At 63.1% G+C, this 17718-nt stretch carries 20 protein-coding genes; 10 read left to right on the top strand and 10 right to left on the bottom strand.

Annotation, left to right across the window (positions count from 1 at the left end; translation table 11 throughout):
- The first annotated feature begins 40 nt into the window (after positions 1-40).
- The 6 genes from pbpC to NKH06_RS25735 all read left to right on the top strand — a co-directional run bounded on the left by pbpC (position 41) and on the right by NKH06_RS25735 (position 7137).
- Complete coding sequence (pbpC, locus tag NKH06_RS25760; protein WP_352722521.1) at positions 41-2122, top strand: penicillin-binding protein 1C; 2082 nt, start codon at positions 41-43, stop codon at positions 2120-2122.
- Between the two features lie 308 nt (positions 2123-2430).
- A complete protein-coding gene (locus NKH06_RS25755) occupies positions 2431-3087 on the top strand; it encodes a M15 family metallopeptidase (RefSeq protein WP_502895930.1) in 657 nt (218 codons plus the stop codon).
- Between the two features lie 220 nt (positions 3088-3307).
- Entirely contained in the window at positions 3308-4333 is a 1026-nt protein-coding gene (locus tag NKH06_RS25750) for a sulfate ABC transporter substrate-binding protein (RefSeq protein ID WP_127271865.1), read from the top strand.
- A 21-nt stretch (positions 4334-4354) separates the two neighbouring features.
- Entirely contained in the window at positions 4355-5206 is an 852-nt protein-coding gene (cysT, locus tag NKH06_RS25745; RefSeq protein WP_013530875.1) for a sulfate ABC transporter permease subunit CysT, read from the top strand.
- Positions 5199-6083: a sulfate ABC transporter permease subunit CysW gene (cysW, locus tag NKH06_RS25740; protein ID WP_127270916.1), complete on the top strand. Its 885-nt coding sequence runs from the start codon at positions 5199-5201 to the stop codon at positions 6081-6083. Before cysT ends, cysW begins: the two co-directional genes overlap by 8 nt.
- A gap of 13 nt (positions 6084-6096) precedes the next feature.
- Entirely contained in the window at positions 6097-7137 is a 1041-nt protein-coding gene (locus NKH06_RS25735) for a sulfate/molybdate ABC transporter ATP-binding protein (RefSeq protein WP_023813221.1), read from the top strand.
- Positions 7138-7152: 15 nt separating this feature from the next.
- Here the strand turns inward: NKH06_RS25735 and NKH06_RS25730 are convergent, their stop codons facing one another.
- From NKH06_RS25730 to NKH06_RS25715, 4 genes are all read right to left on the bottom strand, one after another.
- A complete protein-coding gene (locus tag NKH06_RS25730) occupies positions 7153-7551 on the bottom strand; it encodes a type II toxin-antitoxin system VapC family toxin (protein WP_023813222.1) in 399 nt (132 codons plus the stop codon).
- Complete coding sequence (locus tag NKH06_RS25725; RefSeq protein WP_023813223.1) at positions 7552-7824, bottom strand: AbrB/MazE/SpoVT family DNA-binding domain-containing protein; 273 nt, start codon at positions 7822-7824, stop codon at positions 7552-7554.
- Positions 7825-7979: 155 nt separating this feature from the next.
- Complete coding sequence (locus tag NKH06_RS25720; RefSeq protein WP_128303536.1) at positions 7980-8465, bottom strand: GNAT family N-acetyltransferase; 486 nt, start codon at positions 8463-8465, stop codon at positions 7980-7982.
- Positions 8465-8746, bottom strand: coding sequence for a type II toxin-antitoxin system TacA family antitoxin (locus tag NKH06_RS25715; protein WP_023813225.1), 282 nt, complete (start codon positions 8744-8746; stop codon positions 8465-8467). The genes NKH06_RS25720 and NKH06_RS25715 overlap by 1 nt, the downstream gene beginning before the upstream one ends.
- Before the next feature lie 253 nt (positions 8747-8999).
- On the opposite strand from NKH06_RS25715, the gene NKH06_RS25710 reads away from it, so the two are divergent.
- Positions 9000-9986 (top strand): sulfate ABC transporter substrate-binding protein, encoded by a 987-nt coding sequence (locus NKH06_RS25710; protein WP_023813226.1) that lies wholly within the window; start codon positions 9000-9002, stop codon positions 9984-9986.
- A 256-nt stretch (positions 9987-10242) separates the two neighbouring features.
- Positions 10243-10692, top strand: coding sequence for an RrF2 family transcriptional regulator (locus NKH06_RS25705; protein WP_023813227.1), 450 nt, complete (start codon positions 10243-10245; stop codon positions 10690-10692).
- A gap of 120 nt (positions 10693-10812) precedes the next feature.
- Here the strand turns inward: NKH06_RS25705 and NKH06_RS25700 are convergent, their stop codons facing one another.
- Together NKH06_RS25700 and NKH06_RS25695 are read right to left on the bottom strand one after the other, a co-directional pair.
- The gene (locus NKH06_RS25700) at positions 10813-11682 is read right to left on the bottom strand and encodes an NmrA family NAD(P)-binding protein (protein ID WP_023813228.1); all 870 of its coding nucleotides are present in this window, start codon (positions 11680-11682) and stop codon (positions 10813-10815) included.
- Between the two features lie 43 nt (positions 11683-11725).
- Positions 11726-12148, bottom strand: coding sequence for a DoxX family protein (locus NKH06_RS25695; RefSeq protein ID WP_023813229.1), 423 nt, complete (start codon positions 12146-12148; stop codon positions 11726-11728).
- A 119-nt stretch (positions 12149-12267) separates the two neighbouring features.
- Here NKH06_RS25695 and NKH06_RS25690 point away from each other — a divergent pair, with 119 nt between their 5' ends.
- Together NKH06_RS25690 and NKH06_RS25685 are read left to right on the top strand one after the other, a co-directional pair.
- Positions 12268-13173 (top strand): LysR family transcriptional regulator, encoded by a 906-nt coding sequence (locus NKH06_RS25690; RefSeq protein WP_023813230.1) that lies wholly within the window; start codon positions 12268-12270, stop codon positions 13171-13173.
- A 113-nt stretch (positions 13174-13286) separates the two neighbouring features.
- On the top strand, positions 13287-13517 hold the full coding sequence (locus NKH06_RS25685) for a hypothetical protein (RefSeq protein ID WP_023813231.1): 231 nt from the start codon (positions 13287-13289) through the stop codon (positions 13515-13517).
- On the opposite strand, the gene NKH06_RS25680 is transcribed toward NKH06_RS25685, so the two are convergent.
- From NKH06_RS25680 to NKH06_RS25665, 4 genes are read right to left on the bottom strand one after another with little or no spacing between them, the layout of a single operon-like run.
- On the bottom strand, positions 13512-14060 hold the full coding sequence (locus tag NKH06_RS25680; protein WP_023813232.1) for a gluconokinase: 549 nt from the start codon (positions 14058-14060) through the stop codon (positions 13512-13514). The two genes, NKH06_RS25685 and NKH06_RS25680, sit on opposite strands and share 6 nt — an antisense overlap.
- 2 nt (positions 14061-14062) lie before the next feature.
- The gene (locus tag NKH06_RS25675) at positions 14063-15049 is read right to left on the bottom strand and encodes an ABC transporter permease (protein WP_023813233.1); all 987 of its coding nucleotides are present in this window, start codon (positions 15047-15049) and stop codon (positions 14063-14065) included.
- Positions 15046-16026, bottom strand: coding sequence for an ABC transporter permease (locus NKH06_RS25670; protein WP_023813234.1), 981 nt, complete (start codon positions 16024-16026; stop codon positions 15046-15048). The genes NKH06_RS25675 and NKH06_RS25670 overlap by 4 nt, the downstream gene beginning before the upstream one ends.
- Positions 16023-17570 (bottom strand): sugar ABC transporter ATP-binding protein, encoded by a 1548-nt coding sequence (locus NKH06_RS25665; RefSeq protein ID WP_023813235.1) that lies wholly within the window; start codon positions 17568-17570, stop codon positions 16023-16025. The genes NKH06_RS25670 and NKH06_RS25665 overlap by 4 nt, the downstream gene beginning before the upstream one ends.
- Between the last annotated feature and the right edge of the window lie 148 nt (positions 17571-17718).

Genomic DNA, 17718 nt, shown 5'->3' with positions numbered 1-17718 from the left:
TGGCCGCGAAGCGGCCGGATGAGGGGGCGTCTTTCCAGCCATGAAGATACTTCGCAAACTCGCTATTGGAGCCGCAGGGGGCGCCTGCCTTTTGGCGCTCTCCGCAGCCAGCCTCTGGGAACTCGACCGTGCTTTCCCACCCCCGCTTCCAGCCGAACTCACGGTCTCCACCGAAGTCCAGGATCGCGACGGCGAATTGTTGCGCGCCTTTGCCACGCCGGACGGGTACTGGCGGCTCGAAACCCGCCTCGACCAGGTCGACAAGCAGTTCGTCGACATGCTGGTCACCTATGAAGACAAGCGTTTCTGGGACCATGGAGGTGTCGACGTGCTGGCGCTGGCCCGCGCCGCCGGCCAGTTCGCCACCAGCGGCCACATCGTCTCCGGCGGCTCGACGCTTTCGATGCAGCTTGCCCGGCTGATCGAGCCGCGCGAAAGCCGCAGCCTCGGCTCCAAGGTCAGGCAGATGCTGCGCGCCATCCAGATCGAGCGGCGATTGTCGAAACGCGAAATCCTCGAACGCTACCTGACGCTGGCGCCTTATGGCGGCAATCTGGAAGGCGTGCGCGCCGCCTCGCTCGCCTATTTCGGCAAGGAGCCGAAACGGCTCACCGTTTCCGAATCCGCCCTGCTCGTCGCTCTGCCGCAACTGCCGGAAAAGCGCCGGCCCGACCGCAATTTGAAGATCGCCCACGCCGCCCGCGACCGGGTGCTGACCCGAATGGTCTCCTCCCGCCTGCTCGGCGAGCGCGAGGCCGCACGGGCCGCCCTCGACGATGTCTCGGACCTGCGCCGCACGCTGCCGGCGCTCGCCGCGCACGCCGCCTATGCGATGTTGCCCAAGGCCGTCCCCGGCCAGCCCTTGCAGCTGACGATCCGCAAGAGCGTCCAGGAGGGGCTGGAACAGGTGGCGAGGGACGCGGCCACCAAGCTCGGCCCTCGCCTGTCGGTCGCTATGGTGCTGGCCGACTCCCGCACCGGCGACATCCTTGGCGAAGTCGGCTCGGCCAATTTCTTCGACGCCAGCCGCTCCGGCTGGATCGACATGACAAAGATCGTCCGCTCGCCCGGCTCGACGCTGAAGCCCTTCATCTACGGTCTGGCCTTCGAACAGGGCCTGGTGGCGCAGGAAACGCTGATCGACGACAGCCCCGTCGATTTCTCCGGCTACCGACCGAAGAATTTCGATATGGGCTACCAGGGCGATGTCAGCATCCGGCAAGCGCTGCAATTGTCGCTCAATGTGCCGGCGATCCGCGTGCTCGACGCGGTCGGGCCAACGCGGCTGATGGCGCGCTTCCGCCAGGCCGGCGTCAGCCCCATACTGCCGGTCAACGAAGCCCCGGGCCTGGCCATCGGTCTTGGCGGCGTCGGGGTGACATTGCGCGACCTCGTCCAGCTCTACACAGGGCTCGCCAATGGCGGCAAGACGCACACGCTGCATGATGGCACCGAGCCTGCCAATGCCGAGCGCACCAGCGCCACCATCCTCGACGGTCAGGCCAACTGGCAGATCATCGACATATTGTCGGGCGTCAAGCCGCCCGAGGGTGCCTTGCAGCGCGGCATCGCCTACAAGACCGGCACGTCCTACGGATACCGCGACGCCTGGTCGATCGGCTTCGACGGCCGCTATGTGCTGGGCGTCTGGGTCGGCCGCCCCGATGCCGGCGCGGTGCCCGGCCTTTCCGGCTATGTCTCGGCCGCTCCCATCCTGTTCGAGGGTTTTGTCCGCTCGGGCATCGCCACCGTCCCCTTGCCGGGCAAACCGCCCGGCATGTTCAGCCCCAGGCGCGAGGACCTCCCGGTGACGCTCGCCCGCTTCGGCGCCGGGTCGGACGGACTGGTGCAGGCGACAGTGACCGAACCCGCACCGACCATCATCTTCCCGCCCGACGGCGCCCGCGTCGATCTCGGCACCAGCTCTGCCGACGCCTCGCCGCTTGTGCTGAAGCTGCAAGGCGGCCGCGCGCCGTTCCGCTGGCTGGCCAACGGCAAGCCGCTCACTGGCATCGACCGTCGCCGCACCGCGACCTGGCAGCCCGACGGCGCCGGCTATTCGACACTGACCGTCATCGACGCCGCGGGGCGTGCGGCGAGTGTGAAGGTGTTTGTCGAATAGATCGCGCCAAGCGATTCATGGAATTGGCTTTCCACAGGCTCAGCGGATAGCAGGATACTCACCCCATGCCTGTTCCGAGGCACCCCCCTCTGGCCTGCCGGCCATCTCCCCCGCAAGGAGGGAGATCGGATGTCCTTTCCGCTTTCGCCAACTGTCAAAGACAATACGCAACGGCAAAGCTGCCAATCTCCCCCCTTGCGGGGGAGATGCCCGGCAGGGCAGAGGGGGGTGCCTCGCGCCATCTTCTATCGTCAGCAGCCTCAGCACTGGCAGCAACAATCCTTATCGCGGCAACCACACTCCCCGCTTTGGCCGATGCCCTGCCCGCCGGCTTTGTCCGGCTCGCCGATGTCGATCCCTCGATCCGCCAGGACATACGCTACGCCGGATCGGATAATTTTCTGCATCGCAAGGTGGACGGCTATGACGCCCCGGCCTGCATCCTCACTGGGCAGGCGGCAAAGGCACTGTCCGCCGTCCAGAAAGCGATCGCCGCCAAAGGCTTGACCCTGGTGTTGTTCGATTGCTACCGCCCTGCCCGCGCCGTCGCCGACATGAATGAATGGACGCGCGAGGGCGGGCCGCCCGATCCGCAATGGTATCCGAAGGTCAGGCGCAGCGACCTGATCGCCAACGGCTATGTCGGAGAGCTGTCGACCCATTCACGAGGCTCGACCGTCGACGTCGCCATCGCCCGGACGGACCGCAGGTCCAGCCCCAACCCGGCCTGTGGCGCGGTTGATGCCGACACGCTCGATTTCGGCACCGGCTTCGACTGCTTTGATCCGATGAGCGAAACCGCCCACCGCGGCCTTGCCAGTGAAGCGGCGGCAAACCGCAAGATGCTTGTCGACGCCATGCGCGCTGGCGGCTTCAAGAACTATGCAAGGGAATGGTGGCACTTCACGCTGAAAAGCGAACCGTTCGCCAGACAGCGTTTCGACTTTCCCATCACCGCCGATTGATGCACCGGACCAAATTCCACACCTTGCCTCGGCACCGCCCCTTGCTAGATAGGCTGAGTGGCCGGGCCATGGATTCTTCCTTTGGCCGCAAGAGGAAAATATTTCTCCTAACGGCGAAATGGCGTCGAACATTTTCTCAAGAGGGGCAAAAAAGGCAACATTGAATGCATCTAATTTCTACCAATTCGGTAGATTTGGCGCGGGTTCAACGGAGGCAGAAATGACCAAACCTCATTTCAGGAAACTGCTCGGCGCACTGGTCGCCACATCTGTCCAGTTCGGCACGCTCGGTTTCGCGTTTGCCGATACCACCATTCTCAACGTGTCCTACGATCCGACACGCGAGCTCTACAAGGCCTATGACGAAGCTTTCGTCGCGCATTGGAAGGCCGAGACCGGAGAGACGGTCACCGTCCAGCAGTCGCATGGCGGATCGGGCGCCCAGGCCCGCGCCGTGATCGATGGCCTCGACGCCGATGTGGTGACGCTGGCACTTGAAGGCGACATCAATGCCATCGTCTCGAAGGCGAAGAAGATCAATCCGGACTGGCGCACCAAATTCGAAAACAATTCAGCGCCTTACACCTCGACCATCATCTTCCTCGTTCGCAAGGGCAATCCCAAAGGCATTCACGACTGGAGCGACCTCGTCAAGGACGGTGTCCAGGTGATTACGCCTAATCCTAAAACCTCCGGCGGCGCGCGCTGGAACTATCTCGCCGCCTGGGCCTACGCTAACGCCAATGACGGCGGCGACGAGGCCAAGACCAAGGAGTTCGTCGGCAAGCTCTACGCCAATGCCCCGGTGCTCGACACCGGCGCGCGCGGCTCGACCGTGACCTTCGCGCAAAAGGGCTTGGGCGATGTGCTTATCGCCTGGGAAAACGAGGCCTATCTGGCGCTCGACGAGTTCGGTGCCGACAATTTCGACATCGTCTACCCGCCGACCTCGATCCTGGCAGAACCGCCGGTGGCGGTGGTCGACGCCAATGTCGATGCCAAGGGCACGCGCAAGGTCGCCGAAGCCTATCTGAGCTGGCTCTATTCCAAAGAAGCGCAGACGATCATCGCCAAGAACCATTATCGTCCTGCCAAGCCCGATCTGGTGCCGGCCGAAGACCTCGCCAAGCTGCCGCCGATCAAGCTCGTAACCATCGACGATCCACAGTTTGGTGGCTGGAAAAAAGCACAGCCTTATCATTTCGGCGATGGTGGTATATTCGACCAGATCTACAAGCCCCAGTAAGCAGTCGATATTCAGGACGACATGACCACAGCACCCGCCCAGGCGGGGTGGCGATTCAGGCAGCCGAGCGTAATTCCGGGTTTCGGATTGACGCTCGGCTTCTCGCTTGCCTACCTCACCCTCATTATCCTCATCCCGCTATCCGGGCTGCTCTGGCGCTCGGCCGCCCTTGGCTGGCCTGAATTCTGGGCGATCGCCACCGATCGCCGCACCATCAATGCGCTGAGAATCAGCTTCGGCACCGCCTTCGTCGCAGCTGCGGTCAACGTCGTCTTCGGCACGCTGGTCGCATGGGTGCTGGTGCGCTACCGCTTCCCCGGCCGCCGCATCGTCGATGCCATGGTCGACCTGCCCTTCGCCCTGCCGACGGCTGTGGCCGGCATCGCGCTGACCACGCTCTACGCGCCGAACGGCTGGATCGGCAAATTGCTGATGCCGCTCGGCATCAAGGTAGCCTATACGCCGCTCGGTATCGTCATCGCGCTGATCTTCATTGGCCTGCCCTTCGTCGTGCGCACCGTGCAGCCGATCATGGAGGAGATCGACAAGGAAGTGGAGGAAGCCGCCGCCACGCTTGGCGCCAATCGCTTCCAGATCATCACCCGCATCCTGTTTCCGGGCCTGGCGCCGGCCATCGTCACCGGCTTCGCGCTCGCCTTCGCGCGTGGCGTCGGCGAATATGGCTCGGTCATCTTCATCGCCGGCAACTTGCCCTACAAATCAGAAATCGCACCGCTGCTGATCGTTATTCGGTTGGAGGAATACAATTATCCGGCGGCAACCGCGATCGCGGCGATCATGCTCGCTTTGTCGTTCATCATGCTTTTGGTCGTCAACCTCGCACAGTCATGGAGCCGCAAGCGCTATGGCTGACCCGGAGATCAAATCCTACGAACCGCATCATGAAAGCCAGTCGGCGGCGGTCACGGAAAGCCGCCCTGCGCGCCTGGCTCTGATGGCCGTCGCCTTCGCCTTCCTCGGCATTTTCCTGCTCTTGCCGCTGATCATCGTCTTCAACGAAGCCTTCGCCAAGGGCATCGGTGCCTACACCGAAGCGCTCGGCAGTGCCGACACCCGCTCGGCGATCCGGCTGACGCTGCTGGTGGCGGCGATCTCGGTGCCGCTCAACATCGTCTTCGGCATCTCCGCCGCCTGGGCGATCGCCAAGTTCGAGTTCAAGGGCAAGGCCTTCCTGACCACGCTGATCGACCTCCCCTTCTCGGTCTCGCCGGTCATATCGGGCCTCGTTTATGTGCTTCTGTTCGGCGCCCAAGGGCTGCTCGGCACCTGGCTGAAAGCGCATGGCATCGTCATCCTGTTTGCCGTGCCGGGCATCGTGCTGGCCACAATCTTCGTCACCTTCCCCTTCGTCGCCCGCGAGTTGATCCCGCTGATGCAGGAACAAGGCAATGGCGACGAGGAGGCAGCGCTTTCGCTCGGCGCCAATGGCTGGCAGACCTTCTGGTACGTGACCTTGCCCAACGTCAAATGGGGGCTGCTCTACGGCGTGCTCCTGTGCAATGCGCGTGCCATGGGCGAGTTCGGCGCGGTATCGGTGGTGTCGGGTCACATACGCGGCCTGACCAACACCATGCCGCTGCATGTCGAAATCCTCTACAACGAGTACAACGCCGTCGGTGCCTTCGCCGTCGCTTCATTGCTTGCGGGCCTGGCGCTCGTCACGCTGGTCTTGAAAACACTTCTCGAGATGCGCTACGGCGCCGAGATCGCCGCAACACGCGGGCACTGACAAAGGGACCACTATGGAAGTTCGCGTTGCCAACGTGCGCAAGGAGTTTGACCGGTTTCCGGCGCTTCACGACGTCTCGCTCGACATCAAGTCGGGCGAACTGATCGCGTTGCTGGGACCGTCCGGTTCCGGCAAGACGACGCTGCTCAGGCTGATTGCCGGGCTGGAGCGGCCGACACGGGGAAAGATATTCTTCGGCGACGAGGACGCCTCGCACAAGTCGATCCAGGAGCGCAATGTCGGCTTTGTCTTCCAGCACTATGCGCTGTTCCGGCATATGACGGTGGCGGACAATATCGGCTTCGGCCTGAAGGTCCGGCACGGACCGTCGCGCCCGCCGGCGCAGGAGATCCGCCGTCGCGCCTCCGAGCTTCTGGACCTCGTCCAGCTTTCAGGGCTCGAAAAGCGCTATCCGGCGCAGCTCTCCGGCGGCCAGAGGCAGCGCGTGGCGCTGGCGCGCGCCATGGCGATCGAGCCCAAGGTGCTGCTGCTCGACGAGCCGTTCGGCGCGCTTGACGCGCAGGTGCGCCGGGAATTGCGCCGCTGGCTGCGCGAAATCCATGACGCCACCGGCCATACCACCGTCTTCGTCACCCACGACCAGGAAGAGGCGCTGGAGCTTGCCGACCGCGTCGTGGTGATGAGCCAGGGCCGCATCGAGCAGGTCGGCACCGCCGACGATATCTACGACACGCCGAACTCGCCCTTCGTCTATGGCTTCATCGGTGAATCAAGCTCGCTTCCCGTCAAGGTCGAGAATGGCGAGATCTGGCTCGCCGACCGTCCGATCGGGATTGCCGCGCCCAACGAGCCCTCGGGCGATGCGACGCTCTATTTCCGCCCGCATGATGTCGAACTGCTGGACGGCTGCAGCGGCTGTATCGCCGGCACGGTCGCCGCCAGCCGCCGCGTCGCCGGCACGCGCCGGGTCGAGCTTGAGATCGGCGGAGAGCGCCAGCGGGTCGAAATCGAACTGCCCGTCGACCACCCCGCGGCGCAGAAAAGCCGGGTGGCGTTTCGCCCCGGACGCTGGAAACTTTTTCCGGCGGCTTGATCCTCTGGTCGAGGGCTACGCCAGCCAGTTCTCGACCTTCAGGCCTTTGATCCGGTTGAACTCGCCCGTGTTGGCGGTCACCAGCGTGGCGCCCAATGCACAGGCATGAGCGGCAATAAAAAGATCGTTGTGGCCAATGGTCTGGCCTGCCGCTTCAAGCTCGGCGCGAAGTCCGCCATACTCGGCATCCACCGGCACATCGAGCGGCAAGACAGGAATCTCGGCCAGCAAGTCTTCAACCTTCTTGAGCAGCTTGGCCGATCCCTTCCTGGCGCAGCCATATCGCAATTCCGAGGCGACCACGATGCTGGTGCAAACCGCGTCATCTCCCTCGCGCGACATTGCCCTCGCGGCCTTGCCAGCCGGGTTTCGGATCATGTCGCTGATGATGTTCGTATCCAGCATGAACCGCATCTAGAAAATGTCCTCGGATTTGACTGGCGTGTCGTCGATCTCGGGGAAGTCGTCTTCAGGATCGAGCGGCGGCTCTTTCGCCCACTGGGCGAGCAACGCGGTGAGGCCAGGTTTGCGAACCGGCTCGATGACAAGACGATCGCCTTCCCGGCTGATCAGGACTTTTTCGCCGGGAAGCTCGAACTCGACAGGAATGCGCACCGCCTGGCTGCGGTTGTTGCGAAACAGCTTCGCCTCCTTGGGCGGCGTTGTTGAATGACGGTTCTGGGGCATGTTGCAGCTCTTTTGTATATGCCATTTGTATATGCCAAACAGCGCCACGGTGCAAGGCCCGGGAAAACTCGGCACAGGAGACATCGCCTGCCATCGCACCCCGGAACGTTTCGGTCTGATGGCGGTCGGCTTAATTCATGCTTCGAGCGACACGACTATCCTTTCGTCACGCCTTTCAGCGACAGCACCAAGGTCATTGGGTTTTTCGGCGAAGCCGCAAAACCGTAGTGTTCGTAAAAGGCTTTCGCCTCATCCGATATGGCATGAACAAATATCCCGCGAATCCCGAGGATCGTCGCGGCGCGACCTGCCCGTAAAACGGCGTCTTGCAGCAGCGCGGCACCCAGCCCCTTGCCTTGCCAGCCCGCGTCGACGGCAAGACGCCCGAGCACGACCATCGGAATGGGATCAGGCATGTTGCGACGAATGGCGCCGGGTGCCTGCGCGAGATCAAGCCCGCCCGAAGAGAGGCAGGAATAACCGACAACGCGCGCGTCTTCCGCCACCACATAGGTACGCGACGCGCCGCTGACCTGGTTGGCTCGCGCCCTCAGGCGAAGCCATTGGTCGAGACTTTCCGTCCCGCTTCGAAAAAGGTCGAGATCGTGATTTTCGGCCAGAGGCGCGGGCGCCGATAGTATCATCCCTGCCACGGCCTGGGCACGTTCATAAGGCGTGCAAAACCTTCACCGCTTGGCGTCTCATCGAGGATGTCGAGATAGTGCCGATAGCTCTCGGGATCCACCTTGATCAGTGCCTGGTCGAGCAGCGTGTCCTCGGCCGCACGATATGCAGCATCGATCATAAAGTCGGAGCGGGTCTTCCCGCGTATTTTCGCAGCACGGTCGATCAATATGCGCACATCCTCTCGGATGCGCAGATTGACAGGCTTGGCGTGGGTCTCGGGTGTGGTCTTTGTCATGGCAGCGCTCCTTGTCGCTCCCGTAGCACACCTGCATACACAATGTGTATCTTTTTTCGGAACAGTCAAACGAATTGGAACGATCGGCGTCCACCGAGGCGAAGTCGCACTTGAAAGAAAAAACTACGAACCTTCTATTCCGGGGATAGGTTTTCTAGAAGCGATGCATTGATCCCCGGACCCATGCCTCGTCGCACACCACGCACCCCGGCTATGGTCCGACCATAAACACATTGCATCGGAGCCTCTTTTCATGAAGCGATTTTTCCTCGGGCTTGCCACCGTCGCCGGCCTGTTCCTCGCATCCTCCCCGGCCTGGTCGGCTGACAAACTGCTCAACGCATCCTATGATGTCGGCCGCGAACTGTTCGTGCAGGTCAACAAGGCTTTCATCGCTCAGCATCCGGGCGTCACCGTCGACCAGTCGCATGCCGGCACTTCGGCGCAGGCGCGCGCCATCGCCGAGGGCCTTGGCGCCGATGTCGTTACCTTCAACCAGGTCACCGACATCGACTTCCTGGTCAAGAAGGACCTCGTGTCGGCAGACTGGCAGAAGAACTTTCCCGACAACGCCTCGCCCTTCTATTCGCTGCCGTCCTTCCTGGTACGCGCCGGCAACCCCAAGCATATCAAGGACTGGAACGATCTCGTGCGCGACGACGTGCAGGTGATCTTCCCCAATCCGAAAACCTCCGGCAATGCGCGCTACACCTATCTGGCGGCCACCGCCTACGCCAAGGAGGCCTTCAAGGGCGACGACGCCAAGGTGAAGGAGTTCATCACCAAGCTGTTCAACAACGTGCCGATTTTCGACACCGGCGGCCGCGCCGCGACCACCACCTTCGTGCAGCGCGAGATCGGTGATGTGCTGATCACCTTCGAGTCGGAGACGCGCGGTATTCGCAAGGAGTATGGCGACGGCAAGTTCGAGCAGGTCACGCCTTCGGTCAGCCTGCTGGCCGAATTCCCCGTCGCGATCGTCGACAAGGTTGCCGACGAGCACGGCACGCGCGATCTGGCCAAGACCTATCTCGACTTCCTCTACACGCCGGAGGGCCAGGACATCGCCGCCCGCAACGGCCTCAGAGCCCGCGACGCCGCTGTGGCGGCAAAATACAAGGCCGATTTCCCCGATATCCGGCTGCTGACGGTGGAAGACGTCTTCGGCGGCTGGGACAAAGTACAGAAAGAGCATTTCGCCGCTGGCGGCCTGCTCGACCAGACCTACGGCAGCCGCTGAAGGCCGCGATATCTGCGGAGTAGACGGAAAAGCCGGCGCCCTGCCGGCTTTTTTCGTTTTTGAACGCCGAAAACCTGGTTATCAGCAGAATATCCGCCTTCTCAGTGCAAAACGTTACAAAGAATCAACGCGTTTATGCCTAACGTGCAATTTGGTGGCTGTTTGCGAAACATCATCGCAGGGCGAAGACGTCATTATTTGCACACAAACAGCCGGCAGATGCGAGTGGTTGGGGCTTTTATGGGTTGATCTGGGCATGCTGACAAAAAAAGGCAAATACGGCCTCAAGGCCCTCGTGCATCTGTCTGGCCTGCCGGCCGGCCAATTGGCCTTCGTCAATGACATCGCTGTGGCCAACAATATCCCGAAGAAATTCCTCGATGCCATCCTGGGCGAGTTGCGCAATGCCGGCTTCGTCCAGAGCCGCAAAGGCAAGGAAGGCGGCTACCGCCTTGCCCGGTTGGCTTCCGAAATCAAGATCGGCCATGTCGTGCGCGTGCTTGACGGGCCGCTGGCGCCGATCCCTTGCGCCAGCCGCACGCAGTATCAGCGCTGCGAGGATTGCGACGAGGCGACCTGCCAGGTCCGCCACATGATGCTGGAGGTGCGGCAGGCTATCGCCGAGGTGCTGGACAATCGCAGCCTCGCCGCCATGCGCGATGCGGACAATGACGATTTTCCGGTCGAGCTGACGTCGCAGATCTAAACCACCGACTGCAAGCTGACCGCGCTCAGACAGACATGAGATTCTTCCATTGAAGAGGGAGTTCTCCAAATCCCGGGTTGCGAAGACCTGAAATCACAGGAGAACCCCATACAGTTTGGCCTACCCGTTCAAATTGGACGCAGCCTCGAATACATCGCGTGCGGACGTCGTACCCGCCACGTGCTCCGTACCCGCCACACCGAGGTCCATCCATCCCGCATTCACGGCCTCGTACATTTCTTCGGCAGGTCCGCTGTGGCCCTTCGGGATGCCGAATTGCTCGAGCGCCTCCGCCCACCCCGCACGCGGGATTGCAAAGGCTTTCACGTCGAGATTCAGGACTTCGCCCAATTGCTCGGCGACGTCGTCCGCGCTAACCATCGAACCAAGCTCGACGATGCGCTGCCCTGACCACATTGGCCCGGTCAAAAGCGTTGCGAATTCCGCGCCGATGTCGTTCGTCGCGACCATTGTCGATTTCCGGTTTGTCGGATTGTAGAAAGCCGGCAGCGTTCCGCCCTGCGCGACCTGCAACCCGAAAAGAAAATTCTCGAAGAATCCGCCTGCGCGCACAAAAGCAACTGGCGATGTCAGGTCGCGAAAACCTTGCTCCAGAAGCGACAAGGCCGCGATTACCCCGTGCCCGCTGGTTCTGTTCGCCCCCATAGACGAAAGCGCAACCACTCGCGGCGGCGCTGTCTTGGTGAGCGCCTCGACATAGCTTGCAATCACGCCCTTTGCTTCCTTGTAATCGGGCGAAGGCGCCCAGACAGGGGGCAGCATGACGAACGCGCCTTCGACGCCTTCGAGCGCTCGCTCGATGGCTGCCGAATCGTTCCAATCGCCGTCAACGAGCTCCACGCCCCGGTTCGCCCAGCTCAACGCCTTCTCGCGGTCGCGAACCAGCGCGCGCACCTTCTTGCCTTGCGCTAGCAAATGCCTTGCCGTCGCGCCGCCCACGTTTCCCGTGATTCCCATTACTAAGAACATGTGTTTTCTCCTGATGTTTAGGGACAGAGCTGCCCCTGTTGGTTCAATGGATGAGCGGCAGAATGGCCCGGATACGGGGATCGCGCAGATAGAGGCCGCCCCAGGTCATCGCGCCCAGAAGCAGGGAAATGATTTCCGGCGGCGACCCCAACTCACCGATGCGGAGATGGGCGCAGATGGCACCTCCCAGAAAGCCAGTCACCAGGATCGCGCCGAGGACGGCGGTGACCGGGATGGCATAGAGGATGGCGCAGGCGAGTATGATCGGACCCACGACACCGGTCAGGTCCATCGCGAACCCGGTTTCCTGCAACATGCTCGCGATCCGTGCCGGCGCGAAAAGCTGAACAGTGCCGTCTGCCATCAAAGCGATAACGACAAACGCGCTCATTATCCGGCCGGCCCACAGGGCGCGATGCAAGGTCATAGTTTCAGGTGTCTGATGCAGGTTCACGGTTTCCGACACTTGTCATTCTCCATTGGGAAGATCCCATGTTCCAAGCTTACTGTGCCCCCAAGACGTGATAAACACCGAGGAAATGAACCGACTGTTCTCTTTTCGGGAAACAATACCGGGGCACGAAAATGCAAAATCTCGAACCCATCCTCATTTTCATAACGGTAGCGGAAATGGGGAGCTTCACCCGCGCAGCCGACAGCCTGGGCATCCAAAAGGGGAGAGCCTCAACGGCGGTCCGGAAGCTGGAAGAAGATCTCGGTGTCAGGCTCCTGCACCGGACGACGCGCAGCGTGCGGTTGACGGAAGACGGACGCGCATTTCATGCCCGTGCCCGCGATCTGCTTGCTGAAGTCGATGATCTGCACTCGATGTTCGCCGGCGATCGCGTGGCACTTCGCGGGCGTTTGCGGGTCGACCTTCCAACCGAAGTGGCGCGCACAACGATCGTGCCGGCCTTGCCGGATTTCATGGCGGCGCACCCCGAGTTGGAGCTGGAGGTGTCGAGTACGGATCGGCAAGTCGATCTGGTTCAAGAGGGGTTCGATTGTGTATTGCGGCTTGGACCCATTCGGGACGAGACGCTGATTGCCCGCCCACTGGGCCTGTTGCGCATGGCCAACGCTGCCAGCCCCGCCTATCTGGCGCGCCATGGCGTCCCTCGGTCGCTGGAAGATCTCCGGCGTCAGGAACATAGGACAATTCACTTTTCGACGGTGCTGGGCGCGAGACCCTATGGATGGGAATATCCGGACGGCGACAGCTACGCGACGCTTCAGTTGCCAGGTGGGCTACACGTCAACAGCGCGCAGACCTACGAAGCCGCCGCCCTCGCCGGCCTTGGTGTGATTCAGGCGCCACTCTTGGGCATTGGCCGATACTTGGAGAGTGGAGCGCTTGTCGAGATCATACCCGATTTTCGTCGCCGGGCGCTCGCCGTGTCCCTCGTCGTTGCGCATCGGAGCAATCTGTCGCGCCGAGTCCGCGCATTCATGAAATGGATCGAAGATGTGCTGACGCCATATATGGAATAGCGACACGAATATCTTCGTCCGACCCTCGAAATCAACATTTCTGAAGTTGTGTCTGCCGATCGGCGGTCCGGCGTCGCGGGCGCCGGCTCAAGCACGGACATGAGTACCGGGCCGTGCTCAGCCCCGCGCTGGCGCCGGAGGCGTCTGTCACCCCGGCAACGGACACCGCCAGGGATGGCGCCAAGAACATGGCCGTGCAGGCTCACTACATCCTGCTCAAGCGTGACCGCCTGCTGGAGGCGCTGAGGCTCTACCCCGAGCAGATGCTGACGTGGTCCCGCCGGCAGCGGCTGACCGAGGCCCAGGACAGCACCGGCATCGGCACTGACGATGAAAGTTCATGACCGGCGTATCAGTCGGACCGCGGCAGCGACGAGCTCACCGACCGGGCGCGTCGCATCGAGCGTCAGGGCCCGCTCCTCCACTGCCGGCGGCTCGAGGATGGCGAACTGGCTGTCGACCAGGCTTGCCGGCATGAAATGGCCCTTGCGGTTGCCGACACGCTGCCTGGCCGTGGCAGGGTCGATCTCCAGATAGAGGAAGACGATTTCCGGGCAGAAGCCGCTCAACCGGTCGCGGTAGCTGCGCTTCAGTGCCGAGCAGGCGGCAACCACGCCCTGTCGGCCGCCCACCGACTCCGCGATGCGCTCGCCGATCGCGTTGAGCCAGCCTTCGCGCAGTTGATCGGTAAGGGGTTCGCCGCTTGCCATGCGTGCGACGTTTTCCGGCGGGTGCAGCCTGTCGCCCTCGATAAAGGTAACGCGCAGCGCGGCCGCCAGCGCAATACCGACGGCCGACTTGCCGCAGCCGGCGACGCCCATCACCACGATGGCCGGAGACACCGAGCCGGGAGCGCCCGCTGGCGCCTGTGCTGCCTTTTCATCCACTGTCAGCGGCTTGCCGGCGCGCGGCCGTAGAGCAGCAGCATGGCGACGATGACGACACCATAGATGATCTGCCGCCCCGCCTCCGGCATCTGCATGACCGACAGGATGGATTGCAGCAGCGTGATCAGGATGACACCGGCGACAGTGCCGAGATAAGAGCCGCGTCCGCCCAGGATCGAGGTGCCGCCAAGCACCACCGCGGCGATCGACGGCAGCAGATAAGCGTCGCCCATCGACTGCGCCGCCTTGGAGGCATAGCCCGCCAGAAGCACGCCGCCGAAAGCCGAGAGCCCGCCGGAGACGGCGAAGGCGATCATCACCACGCGCCGCGTATCGATGCCGGAGAGATAGGCCGCGCGCTCGCGGTTGCCGATGCCGTAGACGGTGCGGCCGAAGCTGGTACGGGTCAGCACGAACACCATCGCGGCCCCGATCAGCGCCCAGATGATGACCGCGTTGGGCACGCCAGGAATGGCGAAGCCGGTCGCCAGGTAGCGCATCGCGCCCGTCGCCGAATCCTGCGGCGAGAAGCCGCCGGTGTAGACCACCATCAGCCCTTGCGCGACGGCGTTGGTGGCCAATGTGATGATCATCGAGGGGATGCGCAGATAGGCGACGCCGATGCCGTTGACGACGCCGATCAGCATGCCGCAGAAAATACCGAACGGAATGGCCAGCGCCACGCCGACCGGGCCGTAGGCCGCCGCAGCGCAGGCCATCATGGCGCCCGCCGCCACCGCCCACGGCACCGACAGGTCGATCTGACCGAGCAGGATGACCAGCATCATCCCGGTGGCGATGACGCCGAGGAATGAAGCCACCTTGAGCTGCTGCAGAAGATATTCAGGCGACAGGAAGCTTCTGGAATAGAGGCTGCCCAGGAACAGCAAGAGAACGATGCAGGCAAAGGCCGTCAGCACCGCCGGATCGGCACGGCGGATGAATCTGGGCACGCGGCCGGCAATGCCGCCAAGCGTCGTTTCGCTCACAGGAACCACTCCAGCCGGTTGCGGACCCGAAACAGGGCGAAGGCGCCGAGGCTGACGGCGACCAGCAGGATAACGCCCTGGAACAGCGGCTGCCAGAGCGGATCGAAATCGAAGACGAACAACAGGTCGCCGATGGTGCGGAAGGCCAGTGCGCCGAAGATGGCGCCGATGGCGCTGCCCTTGCCGCCGAACAGCGAAACGCCGCCGAGCACCACCGCGGCGATCGAAAACAGCGTGTAGGAGTTGCCGCTGGCATAGGCCGCTTCACCCGTATAGGTGAAGAAGGTCAGGAACAGTCCGCCGATCGCCGCCAGCAGGCCGGCCAGCGTGTAGGCGGCGAACTTGCCGCGCCGGATCGGCACGCCGGACATGTAGGCCGCCGTCTCCGACGACCCCGCCGCATAAGCCGCGCGGCCGAGCACCGAGCGGCTGAACGGCACCCAGATCACCAGCACGACGGCCAGCAGGACGACCAGGCTCGCCGGCACCACGCCGAACGCACGGCCGGTCAGCGCGTCGGCCAGATCCTCATTGACCGAGCCGCCCGGAAATGGCCGCAGCAACAGGCCGATGCCGTAATAGACGGCGCCTGTGGCAATGGTGGCGACGATCGGCTGCAGCCGGCCATAGATGACGATGGCGCCGTTGATCGCGCCGCACAGCAGCCCTACCGCCAGCACGGCGATGACACCGAGCGTCGTCTGCATCGGCGTGCCGACCACCAGCCAGGAGGCGAGGCAGTTGGTGAGCAGGAAGATCATGCCGACGGACAAGTCGATGCCCGCGGTGATCACCACCAGCGTCTGCGCCATGGCGACGAAGGCGAGCAGCACACCCTTGTTCGACGCCGTCTGCACGACATTGGCGGTGAAGCCCGCCGGATGGTTCGAGGTGTAGATGACGAACATGACGATGAAGATGCCGAACGCCAGCAGCGTTCCGCGCTGCTCGGCCAGCCAATAGCGCCAATCTTTCACGCGCTTGCTCCCAGGCCCACTGGGCTCTCCTCGCCATGGATGTTGAGCGCGCTTGATATCAGCGCCCGCTCGGTGATCTCGGCACCGACCAACTCGCGCTTGACCGCCCCGTCATAGAGCACCAGCACGCGATCGCAGCAGCCGATCAGTTCGTCATAGTCGGTCGAGTAGAACAGGATCGCCGCACCCGCGTCGGCCAGTTTGCGCATCAGCTGGTACAGTTCCTGCTTGGTGCCGACGTCGATGCCGCGCGTCGGATCGTTGAGCAGGATGATGCGCGGCTGGCGCATCAGCCATTTGGCGATGACCACTTTCTGCTGGTTGCCGCCCGAAAGCGCGCCGACCGGAATGTCGAGGCCCGCCGTCTTGATCGCCAAGAGGCCGACCATGTCGTCGATCAGCCGCTGCTCGGCGGCGCGATCGATGATGCCGGCCTTCGACAGCCGGTCGAGCGCCGCGAACGACAGGTTCTCGCGCACCGTCATCGGCAGCATCAGCCCTTCGGTCTTGCGGTCCTCGGGAATGAGCGCCATGCCGATGCCGTCGTCGCGCGCAACGGATGGACTGGTGATCGAGACAGACTTGCCGTCGATCAGGATCTGGCCGCTGAGGCCCCGCAGCACGCCGAAGAAGGCGAGCAGCAATTCGCGCTGGCCCTGGCCGTCGAGGCCGCCAAGGCCGACCACCTCACCTGCCCTGACGGTCAGCGAGATATCGTGCAGCCGGTCGGCCCATGAGAGCTTGCGGGCCTCGAGCCTGGGGGCCGCGGTGGCAGGCACGGCCGCCGGCTTGGGCGGAAAGATATGGCTGTATTCGCGGCCGATCATCAGTTCGACCACCTCATTGTCGCTCTTCGAGCCGGCTGCATAGCTGGCGACATTGCGGCCGTTGCGGAACACCGTGCACTGATCCGCCAGTTCGGCGATCTCGTTCATGCGGTGCGAGATGTAAAGCAGCGCCAGCCCTTCCGAGCGCAGCCGCTTGAGCACCGCGAAGATCTTCGAGACATCCGCGGCGGTCAGCGCGGAGGTGGCTTCGTCGAGGATGAGGATGCGCGGCTTGCGTGCCAATGCCTTGGCGATCTCGACCATCTGGCGGCGCGACAATGGCAGGTCCTTGACCAGCGCCAGCGGGTGGATGTCGGCGGCGCCGGCGCGAGCAAGTGCTTCTTCGGCGATGCGGCGCTGCGCCTTGCGGTCGATCATGCCGAAGCGTTTGGGCGGATCGGAAATGACGATGTTGTCGGCCACGCTGAGCTCAGGGACCAGCGACAGTTCCTGGAAGATGCAGACGATGCCGGCCTTGTTGGCGGCCCCCGGAGAAGCGAAGGTCGCCTCGCGCCCGTCCAGCGTCATGCGGCCCTCATCGGGCGCCACGACACCTGCCATAACCTTGATCAGCGTCGATTTGCCGGCGCCGTTTTCACCGAGAATGGCGTGGATGCTGCCGGCTTCGACGACAAGCTCGGCCTTCTCCAGCGCCCGTACGCCGCCATAGCGCTTGGATATGCCTTCCATACGAAAGAGCGGAGCCGCACCGTCCATCGGCCCTCCCAGGGCGATTGTGGGATTGAGACAAGCGCCCCGGCGCCAGCCGCGGCGGCCGGTGGCCGCCCGCGGTGGTTTTATGGGTTTTCTTTGGGTGGGCCATGTTTTTATGGGGGGGGGAATTGATTGCCGAGGGGGGGGTGGT

It is taken from the genome of Mesorhizobium sp. M1342, assembly GCF_040317955.1.
GTDB lineage: Bacteria > Pseudomonadota > Alphaproteobacteria > Rhizobiales > Rhizobiaceae > Mesorhizobium.
The sequence above is the reverse complement of the archived record's forward strand: the minus strand, read 5'-3'. Positions and strand labels throughout refer to the sequence as shown.

Bases quoted from the DNA above. Each gene is read 5' to 3' on its own strand.
- pbpC (WP_352722521.1), top strand. From the start codon at position 41: ATGAAGATACTTCGCAAACTCGCTATTGGAGCCGCAGGGGGCGCCTGC.
- NKH06_RS25750 (WP_127271865.1), top strand. From the start codon at position 3,308: ATGACCAAACCTCATTTCAGGAAACTGCTCGGCGCACTGGTCGCCACA.
- cysT (WP_013530875.1), top strand. From the start codon at position 4,355: ATGACCACAGCACCCGCCCAGGCGGGGTGGCGATTCAGGCAGCCGAGC.
- cysW (WP_127270916.1), top strand. From the start codon at position 5,199: ATGGCTGACCCGGAGATCAAATCCTACGAACCGCATCATGAAAGCCAG.
- NKH06_RS25735 (WP_023813221.1), top strand. From the start codon at position 6,097: ATGGAAGTTCGCGTTGCCAACGTGCGCAAGGAGTTTGACCGGTTTCCG.
- NKH06_RS25730 (WP_023813222.1), bottom strand. From the start codon at position 7,551: ATGCGGTTCATGCTGGATACGAACATCATCAGCGACATGATCCGAAAC.
- NKH06_RS25725 (WP_023813223.1), bottom strand. From the start codon at position 7,824: ATGCCCCAGAACCGTCATTCAACAACGCCGCCCAAGGAGGCGAAGCTG.
- NKH06_RS25715 (WP_023813225.1), bottom strand. From the start codon at position 8,746: ATGACAAAGACCACACCCGAGACCCACGCCAAGCCTGTCAATCTGCGC.
- NKH06_RS25710 (WP_023813226.1), top strand. From the start codon at position 9,000: ATGAAGCGATTTTTCCTCGGGCTTGCCACCGTCGCCGGCCTGTTCCTC.
- NKH06_RS25705 (WP_023813227.1), top strand. From the start codon at position 10,243: ATGCTGACAAAAAAAGGCAAATACGGCCTCAAGGCCCTCGTGCATCTG.
- NKH06_RS25700 (WP_023813228.1), bottom strand. From the start codon at position 11,682: ATGTTCTTAGTAATGGGAATCACGGGAAACGTGGGCGGCGCGACGGCA.
- NKH06_RS25690 (WP_023813230.1), top strand. From the start codon at position 12,268: ATGCAAAATCTCGAACCCATCCTCATTTTCATAACGGTAGCGGAAATG.
- NKH06_RS25665 (WP_023813235.1), bottom strand. From the start codon at position 17,570: ATGGACGGTGCGGCTCCGCTCTTTCGTATGGAAGGCATATCCAAGCGC.